This window comes from Paenibacillus sp. JJ-223 (assembly GCF_927798175.1).
GTDB classification, from domain to species: Bacteria; Bacillota; Bacilli; order Paenibacillales; family Paenibacillaceae; genus Paenibacillus; species Paenibacillus hubeiensis.
Map to the genome: position 1 here is coordinate 275,182 of NZ_CAKMMP010000002.1, position 20,499 is coordinate 295,680.

Here is a 20,499-nt window from a genome sequence, read left to right on the forward strand (position 1 = left end):
CCTCGTGCTTCGATGTCAATCCAATCGAAACACAAGGCTCTTCTGCATGGGCCGCCCAATCACTCCGAAATCGTAATGATCGAGGTGACGAAACGGTACGAATCATTTTCGAGCACGGACTGAGACAGCAGAATCCGATTGCCCTCCGGACTCCAGCTCAGCGGATCGGAGACGTTGTCCATGTCGGCGGAAATCTGGAATTGCTCTCCGGATTCCGTGTTGGACACGAACAGTCCTTTCTCGTTGTCGTTGTCCGAATTGATCGTATAGGCAATCTTCGAATCATCGCCGGACCAGCTTGTGCCGAAAATTTGGGTACCGCGCGCAAGCGTAGCCTTCTCATTGCCTTCCAGGTCAGTAAGCACCAGCGCCCGTTTCGTGTCGGCGGTTTTTTTCACGATGGCGAGCCTTGAGCCATCTGTGGACGGGATCACCCATTCCACGCTTTTCAGCAGCTGCTTCACTTCACCCGTCGCCGTATCCACCGAATTCAACTGGCCATCCTCACCCGTAATGTAATACACGAGGCTGCCTGAAGCCGCAATGCTGCGTGTATTGAAGCTTCCCGTCTCCACCAGCACTTTGGTATCCCCGTTCACGCTCGCCGAAATCAGCTGGCCCTGCATGTTCGGAAATACGACGTGATCGTTGTCCAGCCACGCTCCTTCGCCTACAAAACCTTCATCATCCCCTGTTGGCACCGTCTCTCCGCTGTGCAGGTTCAAAATGAACCCTTTGCCTGTCGCCTCCTGAGGCTCGCGGTAGAATACATGCTGACTGTCCGGCGACACCAGCGGTGCGCCCAAGCTCACTTCGCTTTCTTTCACCGGCGTATCGCTGGCCTTCGCCAAATCGTACATGTACAGATTGTGCGGATAACGCTGCTGCCCTTCGACGTTGACCGGTTTTAAGGATTTGTTCTCTTTATCCGTCAAAATCAGTTCATTGTTCAGCCACGCCACCCCGCGCATATTTTGCAGCTTGTCGATCTTCTCCAGTTTGAAACTCTGATATACCGATGTATTCGTATTGTCTTTAACCGTAATGTCCGTTCCCGAGCCAACATTCGTGCTGCCGCCCGACGTTCCCGCCCCGCATGCCGTTGCCGACAACAGCGCCATCGCCCCAAGCGTGCCCAAGGCCGCCTTCTTCCAATCCATGATGTCCCCCCCTGATTTGCTTTTCTAGGACCAAGCATACCTGTCCGATACTTCGAAAGTTAATCCGAGTTGTTTCCAACTTGTAAACTTGCGTCCGCCAACGGAAAAACCAATTCAAAGGTCGTCCCTTCCTCGTTCTGGTCGCCATTCGGCAACAGCCGGATCGCACCGCCCTGCTTCTCGACAAACTGTTTGACGAGGGATAGCCCAAGCCCTGTGCCCCCGGATTGCCTTGCCCTGTCTTTGTTGACCGTATAAAACGGCTCGAAAATTTTCTCGCGCGCCTCCTCCGGAATGGGGGCTCCCGAGTTGAAAATGCGAATGACCACCTCACGTTTCTTGATTCGCGGCCCGCCGTCGATCCGGATTACCCCGCCGGGCTCGTTATATTTGATCGCATTATCCAGCAGATTGATGAAAATGTGCATCAGGCTCTCCCGATCGCTGCGGATCGTTGCAGGCTGTACGTCCAGCTCCATGCACAAGACGAACTTCTCCGCCTTGCCGCGCATCCGGCCGCAGGCATCTTCAAGCAGTGCACGAATTTCCACATCTTCTGCCTGGTTCTCGAAATCGTATTTTTCGAGCGCGGACAGGTGCAGCACCTTTTCCACCATTTCGTACAACCGCTCGGTTTCTTTGCCGATGTTGTTCGTTGCGTCGTCCAACAGTTGGGGATCGTCCTTGTACATATCCAACAGCTCGACATACGCCTTAATGGAGGTTAGCGGCGTCTTGAACTCATGGCTGATGTTGCCGATATACTGCTTCTGCTGCTGTTCCAGCGCCTGCAGCTTCTCGATGGCCAGCTTGAGCTTGCGTTGTTCTTCGTCCATGGCCGCGATATTTTGCTGGATGGACGTGCTCATGTAATAGATCCCCTGGCCCAGATCCCCCAATTCGTCCTTGCGATTCACCGGCGATGCGGAGATATAGTTCCCTTCCCGAATGGAATCGGCTGACGACTTCAGCCTTGTGATCGCTACGGCGAACCGGTTGTAGAACAAGTAACCCAAGCCGAAGCTGAGCGCCACGACCACGATTCCTGCCCATATGAACAACTGCCGGATTCGGGCGTAGAACTCATGGTAGCTTGCGACGGAATACTGGATCTGCACGGCGCCCATCTGGCCTTCCGGGCCGTCGAGCGGCGCTACGTACAGCATCGTATCTCCCTGCTCGCGATAAGCGATTTTATTGTTCAAGGCATAGCTCAACAGTTCCCCGGCATCTGCGCGATCCCCGGCCATGATGGATGAACCGACTTGCCGCGCATTCAGGTCATATAGGGTAATGGGCAGCCCGGTTGAATTGGCCAGCTCCTGGGCGAGCCTGCGGCCGCTCTGCTGCAGAAAAGCCGACGGCTCCATCCGGACCGCTTCCGTATAATAAGATTGCCTTACGTTCAAATTGACCAAAAGCGTCTGCTGCGACAAAATGCCCTCGATCTGGGCCTGCTGATTACGCTCGATGCCGCGCAGCACCAGATAACTCAGCACAACTACCGTCAAGATCAGAAGCACGGCCAGAAAACCGCTAAACTTCAGCTTGATGCCGGCTCTCATGATGCTCCGCCCGCTTCCGGTGCGGACGCCTTGTATCCGATGCCGTAGACGGTTTGCAGCTTGCGTTGATCCGTATCGCCGATCTTTTTGCGCAGCCGCTGGATATGGATGTCCACCGTCCGGGTTCCGCCCGCGTACTCCATTCCCCACACCTGGTCAAGCAGGTCGTCCCGCGTATAAACGCGTTCCGGATGGGACATCAGGATGGCGAGCAGATCGAATTCCTTCGGCGTGAGCTCTACCCGTTCCCCACCCAGCGTCACGGTGCGATGCGCCACGTGAATGCGCAGGTTGCCGTTAATAAGAACCTGTTTTGCATCCTCTGCCGGAGCAGGAGCGGCACTCTTCTCCACGCGGCGCATCAACGCCTTCACGCGGGCAAGCAATTCCCGAATTTCGAACGGCTTGGTCATATAATCGTCGGCGCCCATCTCCAGACCGACGATCTTGTCGACGATGTCGTTTTTGACAGTAAGCAGGATGATGCCGATATCCTCCCGATCCTCCAGCCTGCGGCATACGCCATACCCGTCCAGTTTGGGCATCATCACGTCCAGAATCATGACCCGCGGGTGGAATGAAGCGACTTTAAGGAGCGCCTCTTCCCCGTCATTTGCCGTTTCCACCTCATACCCTTCGCGCCGCAGCGCATAAGAAATGGCACTGACGATGCTGGATTCATCATCGACCACAAGCACTCTTTTGTTCATATCCATATCATCCTTTGCTGCGATGTCATCAAACGCTTTCTGCATCTATGTTAACAAGGAGCTGCGGATTCGCCAACAATACCGGTCGTTCCTCCCCGAAAAGGGATTTTCCATTTTGCGGGGCAATGGCCGACGCCGCGGGCAGTAAGGACCTGCTTGTAATTTACGTTGATCCTCCCATTTCTAATCATTGGCATGGAAAAAAGAGCCTCTCCGATACTCGGAAAGACTCTGAATAAGCAGATAAACCGATGCCGCGCTGCGTTCGACGTAAAGGACTTCATGACCCTCGTTATCCAGCTGCCCGCATGTATTGCATACACGTACGAATTCTATCCCTATTCCTCAAAAGACAAGTTCGTCGGTTCATCCAGCATCTCGTACTCCGTGCTCATGTGCGTAAGCGGTGTGCTCGGATCGACCTCCTCGAAGCGGAAGCTGTCCACCCATACCTTGCCCGGGCCGCTCAGAATCACGCCAAACGATATGACGGCGCTGCCTTCGGGCACGTCCAGCACGATGCTGTACTGGTTCCATGGCTGCGTGCCGAGAATCGCACGATCATGCATGTTATCGAACTGCAGCACATCCTGCGCATGATTGTCCACGCGCATCCACAGGCTCGCAAATCCCTCTACCTTCTCGGTCCTCACGAAGCCCGTCAGCTTCATCCGCTTGCCGATGTACTTGTCCGCCTTGAACTGCTGCATCATCGTGGCAAATTCACCATCCCCCATCGGTGTCACCGCTTTTAAATATCCCGACGATGTTCCCTGGTGGACTACGGTCGGATCGATGCCCATCTCGTAATTTTGCGGATTGCTGCCTGTCAGTATCCAGCCTTTTACCTTCGTTGATTGGTTCATGCTTATTTCTCCTCCTCTGGTTCTGAATTTGAACAATTTCAGATCGAACAGCTTGCGAAATCGCCCTGGCGGCATGCCGTATATCTTTTTGAACGCACGGGTGAACGCTTCCTGACTCTCGAATCCGCACTCGAACGAAATGTCCAGAATGCCCATGTCGGTACTTCTCAGCAGCGTGGACGCCTGGCTCATTCGGCGGTGGCGAATGTAATCCGTTACCGTCATGCCTACTTCCTTCCGGAATACACGGTGATAATGGTACGGCGACAGCCCCGCTTCAGCGGCAATCTCCTCAAGCCCGAGCGGCTCATGCAGCCGGGTTTCGATCAAATACAGACTTTGTCCGATCATGGTGCTATAACGGCTCAAGCTTGTAACAGCCCCCTTCCATATCCTTACTATACGGGAAGGCACGTTTCACGTTTTGATCATTTTTGCGGAAAATGAAACAAGGAACAGGGTTCCACCCTCAACAAAAAACCGACCAAAGGAACGTTATTCCCTTGATCGGTGATGGTTGATCGCTAACTATCGCAGCGTCCGCTGTCCTAAACGGCAGGAACGGTCTGCGGAACATTTTCATCCTCGTCATGGTCCACAAGTCCATGCTTCTCCCATTTGCGGCTTTTCCAGCGGAAAAACATGATGAAGGCTCGCGTCCACTCGTCTGCGGCAATCGCCAGCCAGATCCCCGCAAGGCCCATGTTAAGCTGGAATACGAGCAGGTAACCGAGCGGCAAGCTCAGGCACACCATGGAGACCAGACCGATGTACACCGGAAACTTTGCATCCCCGGCAGCCCGCAGCGAGTTAATGATGACGATATTGGTCGTGCGCCCGGTTTCCAGCACAATGCTCAGCAGGATCACCTGCGCCGCAATGCGGATGACCTCCGGATTGTCCGTGAATATGCCCACGAGCGGCACACGGAAGGTGATGACCACCAAGTCGACCGCGATGGTGGCGATCATTGCCCATTTTACGCTTTTCCAAACGCGTTGGTAGGCACTCTCATGATCCTTTGCCCCGACGAACCGGCCGACCATGATCGCCGTACCCATGCCAATCGCCATGCTGAACAGGTAAATGTACGATGAAATGTTCGACGCATATTGGCGGGAAGCCAGCGCTTCCGCACCCAGAAACGTGGCGTAAAACAGGAAAACGAGCTGGCAAGAATGGTACATGATCTGCTCTACGGCAGAAGGAATGCCGATTTTCAAAATTTTCGCCACATAGTTTTTCGTGAATTGCAGGTAGAACTTGAATTCAACCCGTACTTCGGTAACCCGGTACAGCAGCCAGAAGAACAGGAGCAGGCACGTAAAACGGCTGATGACCGTCGAGATGGCCGCGCCCTCTACGCCCAGCGCCGGAGCGCCGAAATGGCCGAAGATCAGGATGTAGTTCAGAATGACGTGCATTACGTTCATCAGAACGGATACGTACATCGTTTCTTTCGTAAACCCGTACGTACGGATGATAGCGGCAAGCGAGTTGATCAATGCCTGCAGGAAAATAGCTCCCCCGACGATGTGCATGTACGACTTGGCGTACACAAGCACCTCGCCCTGCACGTTCATCTTTTCGAGCAGCAGCCCGCCAAACAGCAGGAACGCTCCGCTCAGCACTAAACCGATCAGAAGGTTAAGCGTAATCGCCATGCCCGTAATTTTGGACGCTTCAAGAAATTTCTTCGAACCGATATATTGGGCAACAACAATCGCTGCTCCGTTACCGATCACTTCGAGAATCAGGATGGCGATCGAGATAATCTGGTTGGACGCCCCGATCCCCGACACCGCATTGTCCGACACTGAACTGATCATTAGCGTATCGACCGTGCCCATCAGCATAAACAAAAATACTTCCAAAAAAATCGGCCAGGTCAACGCAAACAGATTCATTGATTTGCCTTGCTGCGGTGTCCCGGTCTCCGTAACGGCTGCACTCATGATGTCACCTCTTTAATTCCGTTGAAATGTTGGTCTTTCACTAATGACGACGCTGCAACAGTTAAAGATACTTATACAAACAAGGGGTATATTAGCACAACCTTTCTGAAAAAGCATCCGCTTTTACGAAAATAAATATTTTTATTTCAATAATATTGAAAATGTTTGAAAAAGCGCAGAAAAAGCCTGGACACATCTCATCCAGGCTTGCTTTGAAAGCGTCGGGTTCCATCTCCACGACGCTATTTATTTTACAGACCCTTGCGTAACCCCGGTAATGATCCATTTCTGCGCGAACAGATAGATGATGATCATCGGCAGCAGCGCCAGCAGGTATGACGCAAACGCCAGGTTAAAGTCGGTGTTGAACTGTCCTTGGAACACGTATTGCACGAGCGGCAGCGTATATTGCTTGGGATCGCTGATAATGATCAGCGGCAGCAGGAAGTCGTTGTACGTCGACAGGCAGGTCAGAATGCCCACCGTTGCGCTGATCGGCGCCATGAGCGGAAAGATGATCCGCCAGAACGTGCTCCAAGTGGTCGCACCGTCCACGAATGCCGCTTCCTCCAAAGCCACCGGAATGGACTTAATGTAACCGACATATACGAACACGTTGAATGCCAGTCCATAAACCGTGTGCAGGAAGGTCAGGCCCACCAGGTTTGTCATATCCAGCGAGGACGTCAGTTTGACGATCGGCAGCATGATGATCGGAAACGGAATGAACATCGCGCTGACGAAGTAGTAATACAGCCCTTTGAAAAATTTTCGTTTCTCCATTTTCCGCGCGATGGCGTAAGCCACCATCGAGTTCGTAAGCAGCGTGAGAATGACGGTGGATGCCGTCACCAGGGCACTGTTGCGAAACGCTTGGAAGAAGTTCGTCATGTCGATGGCGCTGGCGAAGTTCTCCCAGTGCAGCTCCGTCGGAAACGCGAAGACCGATTGGGCCATTTGCTCCGGATTTTTGAGCGCAATGGTCACCGTCATATAGAGCGGAAAGAGAATAAACAGCGTGCAGACAGCCACGATCAGCATGACCGGCCAGTTGGTGCGATTGCGGGTTCTCATCACAGATCCATCTCCCTTCTTTGCAGGAACCGGATTTGCAGAATCGAGATCACCGCAATGACGATGAAATAAATGACCGAGTTCGCTGACTGATATGCGTATTCGCCGCCTTCGAATCCTCCCGTATAGATCAGGTGCGAGATCGACTGCGTCGCCCGGCCTGGTCCGCCGTTCGTGAGCGCGACGATCTGGTCGAACACCATGAGCGAGTTTTTCATCGCCAGCACCATATTGATCGTGAAGAACGGGGCAATCAGCGGGAAGGTGATGCTCCAGAATTCGCGCCATTTCCCGGCACCGTCAAGGTTGGACGCCTCATATAGCGTACTCGGGATCGTCTGCAGTCCGGCTAAATACAGAATCGTGTTGAGCGCGACCGATTGCCATACCGCCACGATGACGATCCCGATCCAAGCCATGCTTTCGCTGCCCAGAATATTCGTCGACAAAGCGTTGATGCCCAGGTTCTGGCCCCAGATCGGGAACACGTTCGAAAACAGGTAATTGAATATGTAACCTACGATCAGCACGCTCAGAATGTTCGGCAGAAAGTAGATGCCCCGGAAAAAGTTGCGGAACTTGATCTTTGCATTCAGGCCGAGGGCAATCAGCAGGCTGAGGACGTTCGTCAGGATCGTGACCACGATCGCGAACTTAAACGTGAACCAGTATGCATGGCCCACATTGTCGTCCTGGAAAAGATAGAAATAATTTTTGAATCCGACGAAATCGTAGCTTTTGCCGAATCCGTTATAGTTCGTGAAGGAATAATAGATCCCCTGGAGGGCCGGCAGCGTCATGAACACAAAAAACAATACCACCGCCGGGACCGTCATCCAGTAAAAGGGTGCGATACGTCTGTTCATACTCCATCCTCCTTACGCAGCGTATCCCGGCTTAACGCCGGTTCGCCACCTTGTCCCATTCTTTGTCGAGTGTGTCGAGATATCGGTCGATGTCTTGGTTCTGCAAAAAGGACTGCACGATGGAATTCAGCTGCACCGCAGCCGGAATGTAGTGGTCCGCAAAATCGATGACCTTGCCCTGCTCGATGTATGGCATGAGCTCCTGCACGGCCGGATCGTCCTGCTTGACGCCCTTTACGGCGGAGAAGAGCGTTTGCTCGTCAATGTATTTGCCGATGTTTTCCGGTTTCAGCAGAAAAGCAATAAATTGCTCGGCCTGCTCCTTGTGCGGCGTATCCGCCGAAATCGTGAACAGGGAATCGATGCCGTTCACCAGCTTGATTTGGCTCGGATCATTGCCCGTCGGGAAGGGGAAGAAACCGATGTCGACGTTGGGATTGGCTTTGCGGATCTCGGAAATCGCCCAGGTTCCCTGGATGTACATATAAGCCTCGCCGTTCGCGAATGCCCTGTTTCCGTCGGAATACCCCTTGCCGAAGTTGTCGCCATGGCCGTAATTCATCAGCCTCAGCTGCTTCTCGGCCACCTCCTGGTACTTTTCCTTAAAGGTCACCTTGTTCTCCCGGCGTTCCAGGAAAAAATCGATGCCCACCAGGTTCGGCGCCAGGGCGTTGAACGGCAGGTTCGTTTGCCAGTCGTCTTTATACGTAAAGTAAAACGGGATCTTTCCCGCATCCTTGATCTTTTGCGCGGTCGCGATCAGCTCGTCCCACGTTTTGGGAACGTCCAATCCCGTTTCTTTGAAGAGTGTCTTGTTGTACATGATGCCGTTGGCGTTGGTTGCATAAGGGATGCCTGTCACCTTGTCCATACCCGTGACGTCCTTAAGCATTTGTATGTAATTCGGATCGATCGTTCCCAGCAGCGGGCTGTTCGTCAGGTCGGCGAATATGCCGCTTTGGGCCAAAATCGAGTACGTGTCCGTCGCACCCATCGCCATAATGTCGGGCACGTCGTTTTTGACGACCCGCGTCTTCAGCACCGTTTCTGCATCCGGCGGATTGATCTGGGTAACCTGAATATCGGGATGCGCCTCGTTAAACGCATTGATCAATTCGTCAAAGGTGCCCTTCGCTTCCGGTTTGTTCTGGAAAAACTCAAGCTGCACCTTGCCGCCGGCGGACTCCCCGCTTGATGTGCAGGCAGACAATAACGCAGCCAAGACGCCGCATAGCAGCATGATTCCGAGCGATTTGGTTAGCGTCTTTCTCATGTTGTACCTCCCTCGCCTTGTTGATATATGTACAGATATACCCACTCCGTACGTGAAATAACCATACCCTTAATCCAAGCAGGCACTCCAAGCATGGTGGTCCTTTACTTTTTATCTAAAACGGTTTCGGACTGTTTGAACCAAATGGCATGGAGCCCTGTCTAGGATTCGGCAGCGTATTATGCCTTACGAGGGCGACCTTTCACGCATAACAAAAAACCGCGTCCCGTGAAAGGAGGTTTAATCCCTCATCCACGAAACACGGTATTTGTTTGAACAGCTTCTATGCAAAAGCAAACCTCACACGCTGCGGGAGCAGCCCCTCGCAGCGTTTTGATCCATTAAAATTTCGGCAGCGAGTTGCGCAAACGCTTCTCGCGGTAATTGCGGAAAGCGCGAACGAGCATGCCCAACACCAGCAGCACCACGCCAACGTTGATCGCAACGTCCGCCAGATTGAGAATGCCGCGTCCGGAAGGAAAGACGAGAAAGTCCGTCACCTTCCCATATACGAAGCGGTCGATGGCATTGCCCAGCGCGCCGCCAACCATGAACCCGGCCCCCGCATTCATCAGCAGGCCGCGAATTTCTCCCTTTTTCCGGTAATACAGCACACCTGCCACGAACAGAATGGCAATGATGCCGAACAATCTGGCATTCCCCTGAAACATGCTGCCTGCCATGCCGCTATTCTCGTAATGGTGCAGCTGCATGCCGGAGTTCCCCAGCCGCATGTTCTCGCCAACCTCCATGTACATCCGAACCGCCAATTTGGTGCCCTGATCCACCAGAGTGACCAGCAGCGTTATAAAATAAAAAAGCATCGTCATGTTCCTCCTGCCATACTATCGCTATACTCAGCCATATATCCAACCGTCTCAATGTATCGTTAACAGCCGTACGTGTGCCTCTACTGTACCACAGCACCAAGCCTGAAACCAAACGGATTCTCCCTCAAAAAAGGAAAACCTACCCGAATGCCGCAGCATTGGATAGGTTCTTCTGCTTTTGTTATTTTATTGCGGAAAGCACGTCCAGCAGCATGGACTTGAATTTCGGCCGATCGATCGCCTCGCAGACGCGCACGTTCGGCTCTTTGCCGAAACGCCCGTTGATGTCCACGACGCTGTATCCGCGCGTCAACTCGCCTGCCGCTTCCACGTCGACGTAGTACTTGCCGGACTTCGTCATCACCGATTCGTCGGCAGCGACAGCCATGAGCAGCGTATCGGGATGCGTCGTTCCATTCAGCTTATGTACCGCCTTGTTGAATTGCATGACCACCTTGTTGATGGCCGTGAAAAATTGGCTGCCTGCCGTATCCAGCGCCGCGATTTCGGCATGATCATCGTCATCCATGACGGAATATTCGGTGCACATTTCCCAGCCGACCATCGTCATCGGAATGCCGGAATGCAGCACGATTTTGGCCGCTTCGGGATCCACGTAGAAGTTGTATTCCGCCGCCGGCGTAATGTTGCCGAGCGCATTGTTCGTGCCGCCCATGATGTACAGGTGGGCGATCTCCGGTACGATGGTCGGGTCCTTCTGGATCGCCATCGCGATGTTCGTCAGCGGCGCAATGGCCAGCAGCGAAATTTCGCCCGGGTTCGCGTGCACCTTCTCGATGATGAAATCGACCGCATGGCCGGTCTCGGGACGCTGCACCGCTTTCGGGAAATGAGCGCCGCCCATGCCGTCGTCCCCATGGACGTCCTCTACCGTGCGATGTTGGGCTTTGCCGTATGCCAGCATCGGCCGTTCATGGCCTTTGTAGACCGGAACTTTGCCCCCTTTTCCTGCAACCTGCACGGTGTAAAGCGCATTTTCGACTTCCTGGTCGAACTGCACGTTGCCGCCGGTAATCGTAATGCCCTCCACCTGAAAATGATGCAATGCCGTCAGGATCGCAATCGTGTCGTCTCCTGCCGTATCCGTATCAATGATGACTTTTCTCATGCTGAATCTTCCTTTCCTTGATGTTCAACCATACCTTTTCTGGTTCATTTTACATCAAAAAAGTGCCAATGACGATGGAAACGCCGATGATGATCGAACGCAGCAGCTGAGCCACGGCCATATTGCCCTTGGCAATTTCGTCGCATACGCGCATTTTCGGAGTCAGGAAATCGAATATAATATAAACCAAGCACAGAATAATAATTCCCAATACCGACCAGATCAACATATCCAGCCAGGAATGCGTGGAGAAGGACACCATGCCCACGATAATGCACAGCCCGAGCAGCTTGCTTCCCATGTACATTCCCGCCGCCTCATTGCCTTTAGCGATCTCCTCGCTGTCGTTATAACGGGTCAGTCTGCTGAACGCAAAATACCCGCACACCAGCACCACCAGCAAAATGCCGATGCCTATCGCCACGTTCAGCAGGTTCACTCCCAAATTTTCCATTGCCGTTCATCCTCCTCATCATTCATCCGTTCATTTCACCAAGCTTACCGAAGCGGCGCAATAATAGGCCATATCCCCGGTCACCTTCTCGCCGATCCGCGGCAGCACGCCGGCAAACCGTCCGCCGATCACAAATACGCCTGTCAGCAGATAACCGCTGTACCGCCCGTCTTCGGTCGCCATTTGCGCCCGTTCCATCGGGGCTAATTGCTGATAGATCTTGGGCTGGTTATCATAATACGCCGCGATTTCCGCATCGTCTTCATCCGCGGCATCGCCTTTGCTTGCAATGCACTCCTGCTGACGTTCCTGCAAGAAAGGGATGTGTTCTGTTCCGTGATTGGCACTTCCCGATGCAGGCTCCTCTCCGATCAACGAGGTGCCCCGCCCCTCGCGGCCCCAATAACTTTTGGCCACGTACGGGATCGATTGCAGCTCAAAAGGCCCGGATTCGAAATACGTCGGCAGCAGGTATTTTGAGATCACGGCCAGCTCCGCATCGTCGAACAGCCTGAAGCCGCAATACTCCGGCGTCTGCTCATTGCGTTCGTAGAGCGACCAGATCGCCGCCATGAATCCCTTGCTCTGCATCAGCACATGCTGGGCAGGGTTCATCAGGCCGAGGCGGCCCTCCTGCACCAGCTCCAGCAAAGCTGCGCCGATGTCCACACCCGTTTCTTCGTCGCGATCATCGATCAGATATTCCAGCGGATAAAGCCGGTACAACAGGTCGATCCGGCGGCCCTGATGATAGAGCGCCTCGCCAGGAACGATCTCCAGCTCTTCCAGCGGCGCGTAATGCACGTCGTACCCGGCCTCCCGGCACCTGTCCATCAGATATTGCGTGTTGGTGCGATCCTCCAGGTGGTCGCCGAACGACGTAAACGTTACCGTTCCCATTAGCCCGCGTCGCGCGTACTCCTCCAGCCAGCTGCGGAAGCAAAGGCGGATGCATTCGTCCATATCTGCGGAAGGCGAGGCCAGAGCGGCGCTGCCGTCCGCCATGCCGACCAGAATGCCCTCAAGCACGGCGGCTTCCGGAATGCCGGTAGGCGTATCCGTATTGTTTTCGATGCATTTGAAGCCAGCCTCGCCGATGATCCAGTCCTGACGGGTAATTCCCCCAAGCACCATCTCCATGCGGGCGGCCGGCACAAGTCCGGGATGGATACCCAACTGCTGCACCAGAAAGCCGTCCGGCATGTAGCGCTGGATGAAGCGCAGCACTTTGCCGTAAATGCCTTGTACAGCCTCGGCAGCAACGCGCAGCTCCCGCAGCTCGTCTTCGTTGTACACCGTCAGCGCAGGCACGCAATATTGCTTGCCGTACATGCGATGGTACGGAATGTGGCGCCCCGCTTCGCCTGCAAATACCTCCTCATGGCTGAAGGGCAGCTCATGAATCTGCCTCATGCCGCTTATCCCCCCGAACCGCCAAAGAAGCTGCCGAAGCCGCTCGATTTGGACTTGGAGCTTGAGCTGGATTTGCTGTAGCCGCTCGATTTGCTGGTGCTGGAGGAAGATCCTCCATAATAATAATGCCCGCTGCTGGAGTCGTATTCGCAACCCGTGTCATATTCGGGATCGCATTCGTCGTCGCTGCTGCAGCCGGACAATGCGGCCGGGACGGCCAGCATCAGCGAGAAGGCGATCAGCTTCGCGCGCGATCCGGCTTTGGGTGCATCGCTTCGACCTTCGTCTGCCATTACAGATCAACCTCCTTTACGAAAATAACGACTTTCCTGCGATCCGTATCCAATACCGAATACACGATCTCATAGGTAACGCCTTGGCGAACCAAGTAATGGTCCAGCAGCGCTTCCGCCAGTTCCATCGTGTACGACACGTTGGTACCGGGATCGAACTCCTGAAAAGCCCTTCCATCCCAGCGCATGTATTCCGCACCGTACGTGGAGGACACCCTGCACATGGCAAGGGCAGCGTCCGCAATCGCCGCACCATACTCCGCAGGTTTCTGGCTCTCGTAGTCCGCGACGTAGACGGCATGCTCCCGACCATCCTCGCATTCATTGGAGAGATGCGCCCACAGCCTGTTCTTCATCAGCGTAGCGTCGACCAGCTTGTGCACGAACAGCTCGTCGCGGGATAGCGACAACTGTTCCAATACGCCCGTTTCCATCCGCTTCTCATCCGACCAGTTCCGATAAGTCAATGCGTAATAAATAATGAGTCCTTCCCTTCTGTAAGCCCTGATGGAGCCGTTTCAAAATAATTACAAACGTATTTAACGCATGAGCAAGAAAAAAGTTACACACTTCTCCATGGAACTCAAAAAATCCCACCCTTGCGATAGACAAGGAAAATGCCGATCCAAGCCTGTTTAAAGAAATCACAATATCATTTAGCGAAATTTTTTGATTATATTATCGCTCGGAATGTCCTGTACATTAGAATCCGTCCACTGCATACAAAAAGCGATGGCGACGCCATCGCTTTCCAGTCATTTCGCTGCCGATGGCAGCATCGGACCTGTCTACAACTCGGCCCAACGCGCCAGCAGCTCATTGTGCTCGGAGGAACAGCGCTCCCGCTCGCTCCAAAGTCGGGCGAGCTCCTCGGTATCCGCAAGGGATTCCATCTGCCGGTCGAATTCCTGCATCTCCGCCTCCAGCGCGGCGATCTGCCGTTCCAGCTGCTCGGCCGTCATTTCGGGCTTTCCGCTGCGCGATGAAGCTGCGCCAGAACCGGCATCCAAGCGGGATGCGGAGGGAGAGGCAGCGGTCCGCTCCGCATTACGGGCGGTTTTCCCCGGTCGCGCACCAACGTCTTTGCCTGAATGCTCCGCTTCTGCCCGGCGGTGCAGCTGCTCCGCCTTTTTCGTGCGGTAAGCTTCAAAGTCGCCGAGGTAGGCCGTCATCCGCCCGTTCTCCAGCTCCCATACGCGCGATGCCAGACGATTGACGAAATAACGGTCATGCGAGATCGCCAGCACGGTCCCATCGTAATCGGCGAGCGAATCTTCCAACGCTTCCCGGGACGCGATGTCCAGATGGTTGGTCGGTTCGTCCAGCAGCAGCACGTTCGGCTTCCGCTGCACAAGCAGAGCGAGCCGCAGCCGCGTCCATTCGCCGCCGGAGAGCTGCCCTACCGAACGGAAGACATCTGCTCCGTAGAACAGGTATCGCGCCAGAATGCCTCTTGCCTCCCCTTCCTCGACGCCTGCCTCCAACCGGAAATGCTCCAGCACGGTGAGCTTCGGATCGGCCGGCTCTTCCTGCTGGGCCAGGTATCCGACGTCCACCCGCGCCCCCCACTCCAGCTTGCCGGCACTAGGCTGCTCCTCGCCGAGCAGCAGCTTGAACAGCGTCGTTTTGCCGGAACCGTTGCGGCCGATTAAGGCGATTTTGTCGCCGTATTCAAGCAATCCGGACACGCCGTTCAAGATGGTGCGGCTGCCATAACATTTCTGCACGTCATCCAGCACGGCTACCCGCCGCCCTGTCCGATCTTCCGTGCGCATGTCGAAGTCGGCGTTGCGGCGCTCCAGCACGGGACGTTTCACCTTCTCCATCCGCTCCAGCGCTTTGCGCATGGAAGCCGCGCGGCGGAAAAATTTCTCGTTGCCGCCGATCCGGCCCCATTCTTCGAGCTGGCGGATCGTCTCCTTCATCTTTTTGATCACCTTCTGCTGTTCCTTGAATTCCTCGAACTGCTGCAGCAATCGACGCTCCTTGTCCTGCATGTAATCCGTATAACCGCCTGCCGACGCATGCGCTTCCCCGTCTTCCAACTCAATGGTGCGCGTCACCACCCGGTCGAGGAAATAACGGTCATGGGAGATCAGAACGATGGTTCCGTCGTACTCCTTGAGGAATTCCTCAAGCCACTCGACCCGCTCCAGATCCAGATGGTTGGTCGGCTCATCCAGCAGCAGCAGGTCCGGCCTGACGATCAGCTGGGAAGCCAGCACGACGCGGGTCTGCTCCCCGCCGGACAAGTCGCCGAATGTCCAGCCGTAATGCTCCTTCGCAATGTCCAGCCCGTCTGCAATCTGGTCGATTCGCGCATCCATCTCGTATCCGCCTTGCCGCTCGAACTGCTCCTGCAGCGAGGCGTACCGTTTCAACAGCTTCTCCAGCTGGTCGGCATCCCCCGCGCAATCGGGGTCGGACATTTGCTGCTCCAGTTCCTTCATGCGGGCACGGCAGTCCGTCAGCTCGCGGAATCCGAGGCTCAGCACATCGAGCACCGTGTAATCGTCCAGTCCCTCAGGGATTTGGGCCACGTAGCCGATCTTCGTATCCCTTTTTATGGTCAGTTGTCCCTCATCGGGCTGTGCCAGCCGGGCAAGCAGCCGCATCAAGGTCGTCTTGCCGCTGCCGTTGCGGCCGATCAGGGCAACCTTGTCTCCTTCCATAATTTCAAACGTAATGCCGTCCAGCACCAGATGTGCTCCGTAATATTGGGTCAATTGTTGCGCGCTAATCATCATCATTGTTAGGTTCCTCCTATGGTATGGAAGAGCCCGACCGCAACACAAAAAGAGCCGCAGGAGGTTAGCTCCGCGGCCCTTCAGAATTCAAGCGCAAATTATCGCTTATCGTCCGAATGAGGTCAAGGCAGGCATCTTCTCGCTATGGTTAACTTCCGTATATTCAAAAATGGACAGACTTCTCCCGTTGTACGGAAAAGTATGAACAATGCCAGCCATAGCGATCGGCAGCTGGCTAATACGGTTGTTGACCATCTCGTGATTCACCTGTCTTCACCTCCTTGTCATAATTATTGCCAATATATCATAGCATCATGGCGAACTGCAAGCCCGATTTTTTCAGCGACCTGTTCTGCGCCGATGCGTTACAACCAGCGCAATCACCACGGACACGAAGGAAAGCAGTCCCGAAGCCAGAATGGACATACCCATCAAACCGTATCCAAGCCCGCTCCAGCCGCCGATGCGCGCACTGATCAGAATGATGGTACCCCCGCCCACGATCACGAATCCGGGCAAAACAAACTGAACCCACGTCAGCTTCCGACCCTGTAAACGATAGATGCTCCATCCGATCAGCAGTTGCACCGCGACCATCAGCAGCGTCCATAAGATCAGCACTCCCATACGTACTCCTCCTTATTCGCGATCCTGCCTTAAACCGGTACCGCGGGTCCCGCTTGGCTAGTTCAGCCATTGCGAGAAAAACGCCTGATACCCCTCTTTCATGATCGTGCGCGAGAACGCGCCGAACGCATACTCCCGGTTATCCTCCGATACCTTGCGCGGCGAGGCTGCCGCCATATTGACCAGCTCGAACCAATTGGCTTCGTTGCCTGCAAAGGCATGCGGGCCGCGAATGTGGCCGTAGCAGGCGTGCTCCGGTTTCACAACCAGCTTGCCCATGGCCATCGCTTCGGTCAGCGGCATCGCGAACGTATCGAAGGTCGAGCAGCTCCAATATACCTTGGCCGTGTTCATCAGGGTGAACACCTCGGCCTGCGTCAACGCAAACTTCAGCTTCACGTTGAGCGGAATGTCATACTTTTTCATGCTCTCCTCATAACGGCGGCCGCCGAATACCATGTATACGTCCTTGTCCGGGTTCTGCCGGGCATAGTCCAATACGAGGTCGGGGCGCCGGTTGGCCTCGTCGCGGCCGATCCAGAGCACCCGGTTATGGACGACCTGATCCGGGTCGTAATGCCGGCGTGCAAGCTCTTCGTCGAAGCCGATCGGAATGACGTTGACGTCATGTACGCCGAATTGGCGATCCAGCTCTCTTTTTAGAAAATCGGTCTGCACAATCGCCTTGTCCACCATCGTGTAAAATGGTTTCATCATTTCGTATCCGGTCAGCGCCGGGTCGGGGAAACTGTGCGGGAACAGCACGCTTTTGGGCAAAAACATGTTCAGGAAGGTAAAACCGGACACGGTATAAATGACATGCTCGATATGTTGACTGTAAATTTGGTCGAGCACGATGTCATAGTTCACCAAGTCGCCCTTCTCATGCTCATAGCCCGGAAGCCAGTCGTATCCGCTCACATGCCGCTCCGGCGAAATGAAGACGATCTCCACGCCCAGCTCCTGTCCGATCTGTTTCAGCCGCTCTGCAAACACGCGCGGGCCCTGTGCCTCCGCGAATTGGATTTTACGCATGATCAGTCCTACTTTATGCATACCTCATCCTCCTCATTCTATTCCGCGTTCCGGACGTTCATGCGGGCCCGTAGTTTGGCCAAATAACGCTGCCGCACATTGGTTCAACGCTGCCGCCGTCTCCCGCCATTGATTCCGCAGCTGGTCCTCCGGCCAAACGCAGTGCTCCCGCCGCAAATCGCCTTCGATCAGCCTTAACATCCAAATGGAAAATACGAAGGCATACGCATGATACCACTGTACGAAAGAAGACCGCTTCACCCGCTCTGCCCGCTCGCCATGCCGCTCACGTCCATCCAGATACGCTTCCAGCACACGCTCCCGCAGTTCGGGCGACACCCTGCGCGGAAAAAGCGGATGCGACAAGTCGATCAGATGGTAGACGTCCCATAACGGGTTGTTCAGATGGGCATGCTCCCAGTCGATGATGACGGTCCGCCCCTCTGAAGCGGCAATGTTGCCTGGATGAAGGTCGCCATGGCAAAGGACGGGCGATAATGCTGCCGATGACAAACGAATCCAGACCGGGATGCGTTTCCATTGATCCACAGTCAGGTGAATGCCCAGATTCGCCAGCATCTCGTTAACCGTTTGCCCTAGCTCCAACAACTCGTCCAGCATGCGATCCATTGGAGGCTTATGTCCATGGCGCGGAAGCCCGGCCCACTGCGCTGCAGGCAGCGAATGCCATCGGGCTATCTGCGCCGCAGCCGCAATCATTGTCTCCTCGCTGGAGTCATGCACCAGCCTGCCCAAGTCTTCATAGACGATCCAGCTTCGTTCAGGTGCGGTACCGGGCGAAGATGCCGCGATCAAGCGCGGGTAGATCGGCGGCAACGCGGGCAGCACATGCTCGGCCACCCACTGCTCTTTCCCATATTGGTCAGGATGGGTCAACGGTTTGAAAATATAACTGCATCCATCCGCACCGATGAACCGTTCGACGCATCGTCCGTTCCATCCCTGGTACAGCGTTTCCCGGCCCTTGACATGCCGCTCGTCCAGCTCCCCTTCGGTTGTAACCCATTGCTTCACTCGCAAATGTTCGTTCATCCGACACACCTTCCGTTCATATTCCGATCTGTCCTGCCATAGTTGTAATCATCATACTTTGAGCGCCTACCTGTCTGCAAGAATAAGCCAACCATCTTAACCCTTGCATTTTGGTTAGCGATCACTTACTATACAACCATGACAAACAAACCTCATGCTGACAGCAAAAAGAAAGATATTCTGAGAGCGGCTATGCGGCTCTTTGCGACCAAAGGCGTTGACGGCATTTCCGTCAAAGAGATCGGAGACGCTGCCGGGGTGACCGACGCGGCGATCTATAAACATTTCAAAAACAAGGATGCCGTCGCGCTCGAAGCGTTCACTCAATATTGCGCTGAATATACCGCCTTGATTGACGGATATGTCCGGCAGGAAGGGCCGGTTATGATGCGTTTCACCCAACTCATCACCGACGTGCTGCGTCTTCACGATGAAGACCCTTACGGGTTGCTGCTGATATCCCAGAACCACGAAATCTTTGCCGACATGGGCAGCAGCGACGATTACCGCCAGCCGCTCGACGCGCTCGCCGATTTGATCGAAGCAGGTGTGCAGACCGGCGAGTTGCCGGAGCAGAACGCAAGGTTCACCGCCGTGCTCTTGATCGGTGCCGTAACCAGCATGGCTACGGCCAGCATGCAAGGCGAGCTGCCCCAGCAGCTTGCCCCATACGCAGCTGAAGCGGCGCAGCGATTGGGAGCCATGCTGACGGCCCAACCGAATTTCGGATGATAACCAAAAGAACAGGTCATTCATGGCCTTTTCTTATGCCTATAAGGTTAGTAAACATTAACTAAAATAATGGAACGGGAAGTGTTTGCCCATGAAAAACGTATTGATCATCGAGTCCAACCCGGTCACGAACAGTTTTAACGGCACGCTGGCGGAAGCCTATCGCAAAGGCGCCTTGGCAGCCGGGGCCGACGTGCGCGTCATTCATCTCAACGAAATGCGGTTTGACCCCAACCTTTCGGGAGGTTACCGTGACAAAATGCCGCTTGAACCCGATCTCCTGGAAGCGCAGGAGCTCATCAAGTGGGCAGAACACATCGTGTTTGTCTATCCGATCTGGTGGGGAGGTCCGCCCGCGCTGCTGAAAGGGTTTCTGGACCGGATATTGCAGCCGGGATTCGGCTTCAAATATAAAAAGGGGAGCCCCTTGCCCGAACAGCTGCTTAAAGGCCGCACGGCCCGCCTGATTACAACGATGGACGGACCGCACTGGTACTTCAAGTTCATCCAAGGCCAGCCGGGCCACAACATGATGAAAAACTCCATTCTCCGCTTCTGCGGCATCAAACCGATCGGCATCACCGCGGTGGGCCAAGTGGGCAAGCTCTCGGCGGAACGCCGGCATTCCTGGGCCGGGAAAATAGAACGGCTCGGGCAGCGGCTGAGGTAGCCTCTCCGGCTCCGCCGCCGTGTTTTATTTTCATCCAGACGGACGGC

The 20,499-nt window shown here is 54.7% G+C and carries 21 protein-coding genes; 2 read left to right on the forward strand and 19 right to left on the reverse strand.

What is annotated here, in order from left to right; translation table 11 throughout:
• Positions 1-59: 59 nt before the first annotated feature.
• From L6H98_RS04775 to L6H98_RS04865, 19 genes are all read right to left on the reverse strand, one after another.
• Complete coding sequence (locus L6H98_RS04775) at positions 60-1,160, reverse strand: hypothetical protein (RefSeq protein ID WP_236413312.1); 1,101 nt, start codon at positions 1,158-1,160, stop codon at positions 60-62.
• 59 nt (positions 1,161-1,219) lie between these two features.
• Positions 1,220-2,725, reverse strand: a complete 1,506-nt coding sequence (locus L6H98_RS04780; protein WP_236413313.1) for a HAMP domain-containing sensor histidine kinase — start codon at positions 2,723-2,725, stop codon at positions 1,220-1,222.
• The gene (locus tag L6H98_RS04785) at positions 2,722-3,435 is read right to left on the reverse strand and encodes a response regulator transcription factor (RefSeq protein WP_236413314.1); all 714 of its coding nucleotides are present in this window, start codon (positions 3,433-3,435) and stop codon (positions 2,722-2,724) included. The genes L6H98_RS04780 and L6H98_RS04785 overlap by 4 nt, the downstream gene beginning before the upstream one ends.
• 338 nt (positions 3,436-3,773) lie before the next feature.
• The gene (locus L6H98_RS04790) at positions 3,774-4,652 is read right to left on the reverse strand and encodes an AraC family transcriptional regulator (RefSeq protein ID WP_236413732.1); all 879 of its coding nucleotides are present in this window, start codon (positions 4,650-4,652) and stop codon (positions 3,774-3,776) included.
• A 197-nt stretch (positions 4,653-4,849) separates the two neighbouring features.
• Positions 4,850-6,256: an MATE family efflux transporter gene (locus L6H98_RS04795; protein WP_236413315.1), complete on the reverse strand. Its 1,407-nt coding sequence runs from the start codon at positions 6,254-6,256 to the stop codon at positions 4,850-4,852.
• A gap of 246 nt (positions 6,257-6,502) precedes the next feature.
• Positions 6,503-7,330 (reverse strand): carbohydrate ABC transporter permease, encoded by an 828-nt coding sequence (locus L6H98_RS04800; RefSeq protein ID WP_236413317.1) that lies wholly within the window; start codon positions 7,328-7,330, stop codon positions 6,503-6,505.
• Positions 7,330-8,196 carry a sugar ABC transporter permease gene (locus L6H98_RS04805; protein WP_236413319.1) on the reverse strand — a complete coding sequence of 289 codons (867 nt, stop codon included), beginning with the start codon at positions 8,194-8,196 and terminating at the stop codon, positions 7,330-7,332. The genes L6H98_RS04800 and L6H98_RS04805 overlap by 1 nt, the downstream gene beginning before the upstream one ends.
• Before the next feature lie 31 nt (positions 8,197-8,227).
• Entirely contained in the window at positions 8,228-9,469 is a 1,242-nt protein-coding gene (locus L6H98_RS04810) for an extracellular solute-binding protein (protein ID WP_236413322.1), read from the reverse strand.
• Between the two features lie 341 nt (positions 9,470-9,810).
• Complete coding sequence (gene lspA / locus L6H98_RS04815; protein ID WP_236413324.1) at positions 9,811-10,293, reverse strand: signal peptidase II; 483 nt, start codon at positions 10,291-10,293, stop codon at positions 9,811-9,813.
• 187 nt (positions 10,294-10,480) lie between these two features.
• Positions 10,481-11,428, reverse strand: a complete 948-nt coding sequence (locus tag L6H98_RS04820) for a nucleoside hydrolase (protein WP_236413326.1) — start codon at positions 11,426-11,428, stop codon at positions 10,481-10,483.
• Positions 11,429-11,477: 49 nt separating this feature from the next.
• Entirely contained in the window at positions 11,478-11,882 is a 405-nt protein-coding gene (locus tag L6H98_RS04825) for a DUF350 domain-containing protein (RefSeq protein WP_236413327.1), read from the reverse strand.
• A 30-nt stretch (positions 11,883-11,912) separates the two neighbouring features.
• Positions 11,913-13,295 (reverse strand): glutathionylspermidine synthase family protein, encoded by a 1,383-nt coding sequence (locus L6H98_RS04830; RefSeq protein ID WP_236413328.1) that lies wholly within the window; start codon positions 13,293-13,295, stop codon positions 11,913-11,915.
• Positions 13,296-13,300: 5 nt separating this feature from the next.
• Entirely contained in the window at positions 13,301-13,588 is a 288-nt protein-coding gene (locus L6H98_RS04835) for a hypothetical protein (RefSeq protein ID WP_236413329.1), read from the reverse strand.
• Complete coding sequence (locus L6H98_RS04840; protein WP_236413330.1) at positions 13,588-14,022, reverse strand: hypothetical protein; 435 nt, start codon at positions 14,020-14,022, stop codon at positions 13,588-13,590. The genes L6H98_RS04835 and L6H98_RS04840 overlap by 1 nt, the downstream gene beginning before the upstream one ends.
• Before the next feature lie 354 nt (positions 14,023-14,376).
• Positions 14,377-16,338: a ribosomal protection-like ABC-F family protein gene (gene abc-f, locus L6H98_RS04845; protein ID WP_236413331.1), complete on the reverse strand. Its 1,962-nt coding sequence runs from the start codon at positions 16,336-16,338 to the stop codon at positions 14,377-14,379.
• Positions 16,339-16,440: 102 nt separating this feature from the next.
• Positions 16,441-16,602, reverse strand: a complete 162-nt coding sequence (locus L6H98_RS04850; protein WP_236413332.1) for a hypothetical protein — start codon at positions 16,600-16,602, stop codon at positions 16,441-16,443.
• A 72-nt stretch (positions 16,603-16,674) separates the two neighbouring features.
• Positions 16,675-16,962 carry a hypothetical protein gene (locus tag L6H98_RS04855; RefSeq protein WP_236413333.1) on the reverse strand — a complete coding sequence of 96 codons (288 nt, stop codon included), beginning with the start codon at positions 16,960-16,962 and terminating at the stop codon, positions 16,675-16,677.
• Between the two features lie 57 nt (positions 16,963-17,019).
• On the reverse strand, positions 17,020-18,018 hold the full coding sequence (locus tag L6H98_RS04860) for a glycosyltransferase (protein ID WP_236413335.1): 999 nt from the start codon (positions 18,016-18,018) through the stop codon (positions 17,020-17,022).
• A gap of 12 nt (positions 18,019-18,030) precedes the next feature.
• Entirely contained in the window at positions 18,031-19,050 is a 1,020-nt protein-coding gene (locus L6H98_RS04865) for an aminoglycoside phosphotransferase family protein (protein ID WP_236413337.1), read from the reverse strand.
• 138 nt (positions 19,051-19,188) lie between these two features.
• On the opposite strand from L6H98_RS04865, the gene L6H98_RS04870 reads away from it, so the two are divergent.
• Both L6H98_RS04870 and L6H98_RS04875 read left to right on the forward strand, forming a co-directional pair.
• Complete coding sequence (locus L6H98_RS04870; protein WP_290371418.1) at positions 19,189-19,782, forward strand: TetR/AcrR family transcriptional regulator; 594 nt, start codon at positions 19,189-19,191, stop codon at positions 19,780-19,782.
• 91 nt (positions 19,783-19,873) lie between these two features.
• Positions 19,874-20,452 carry an NAD(P)H-dependent oxidoreductase gene (locus L6H98_RS04875; RefSeq protein WP_236413340.1) on the forward strand — a complete coding sequence of 193 codons (579 nt, stop codon included), beginning with the start codon at positions 19,874-19,876 and terminating at the stop codon, positions 20,450-20,452.
• Positions 20,453-20,499 lie beyond the last annotated feature (47 nt).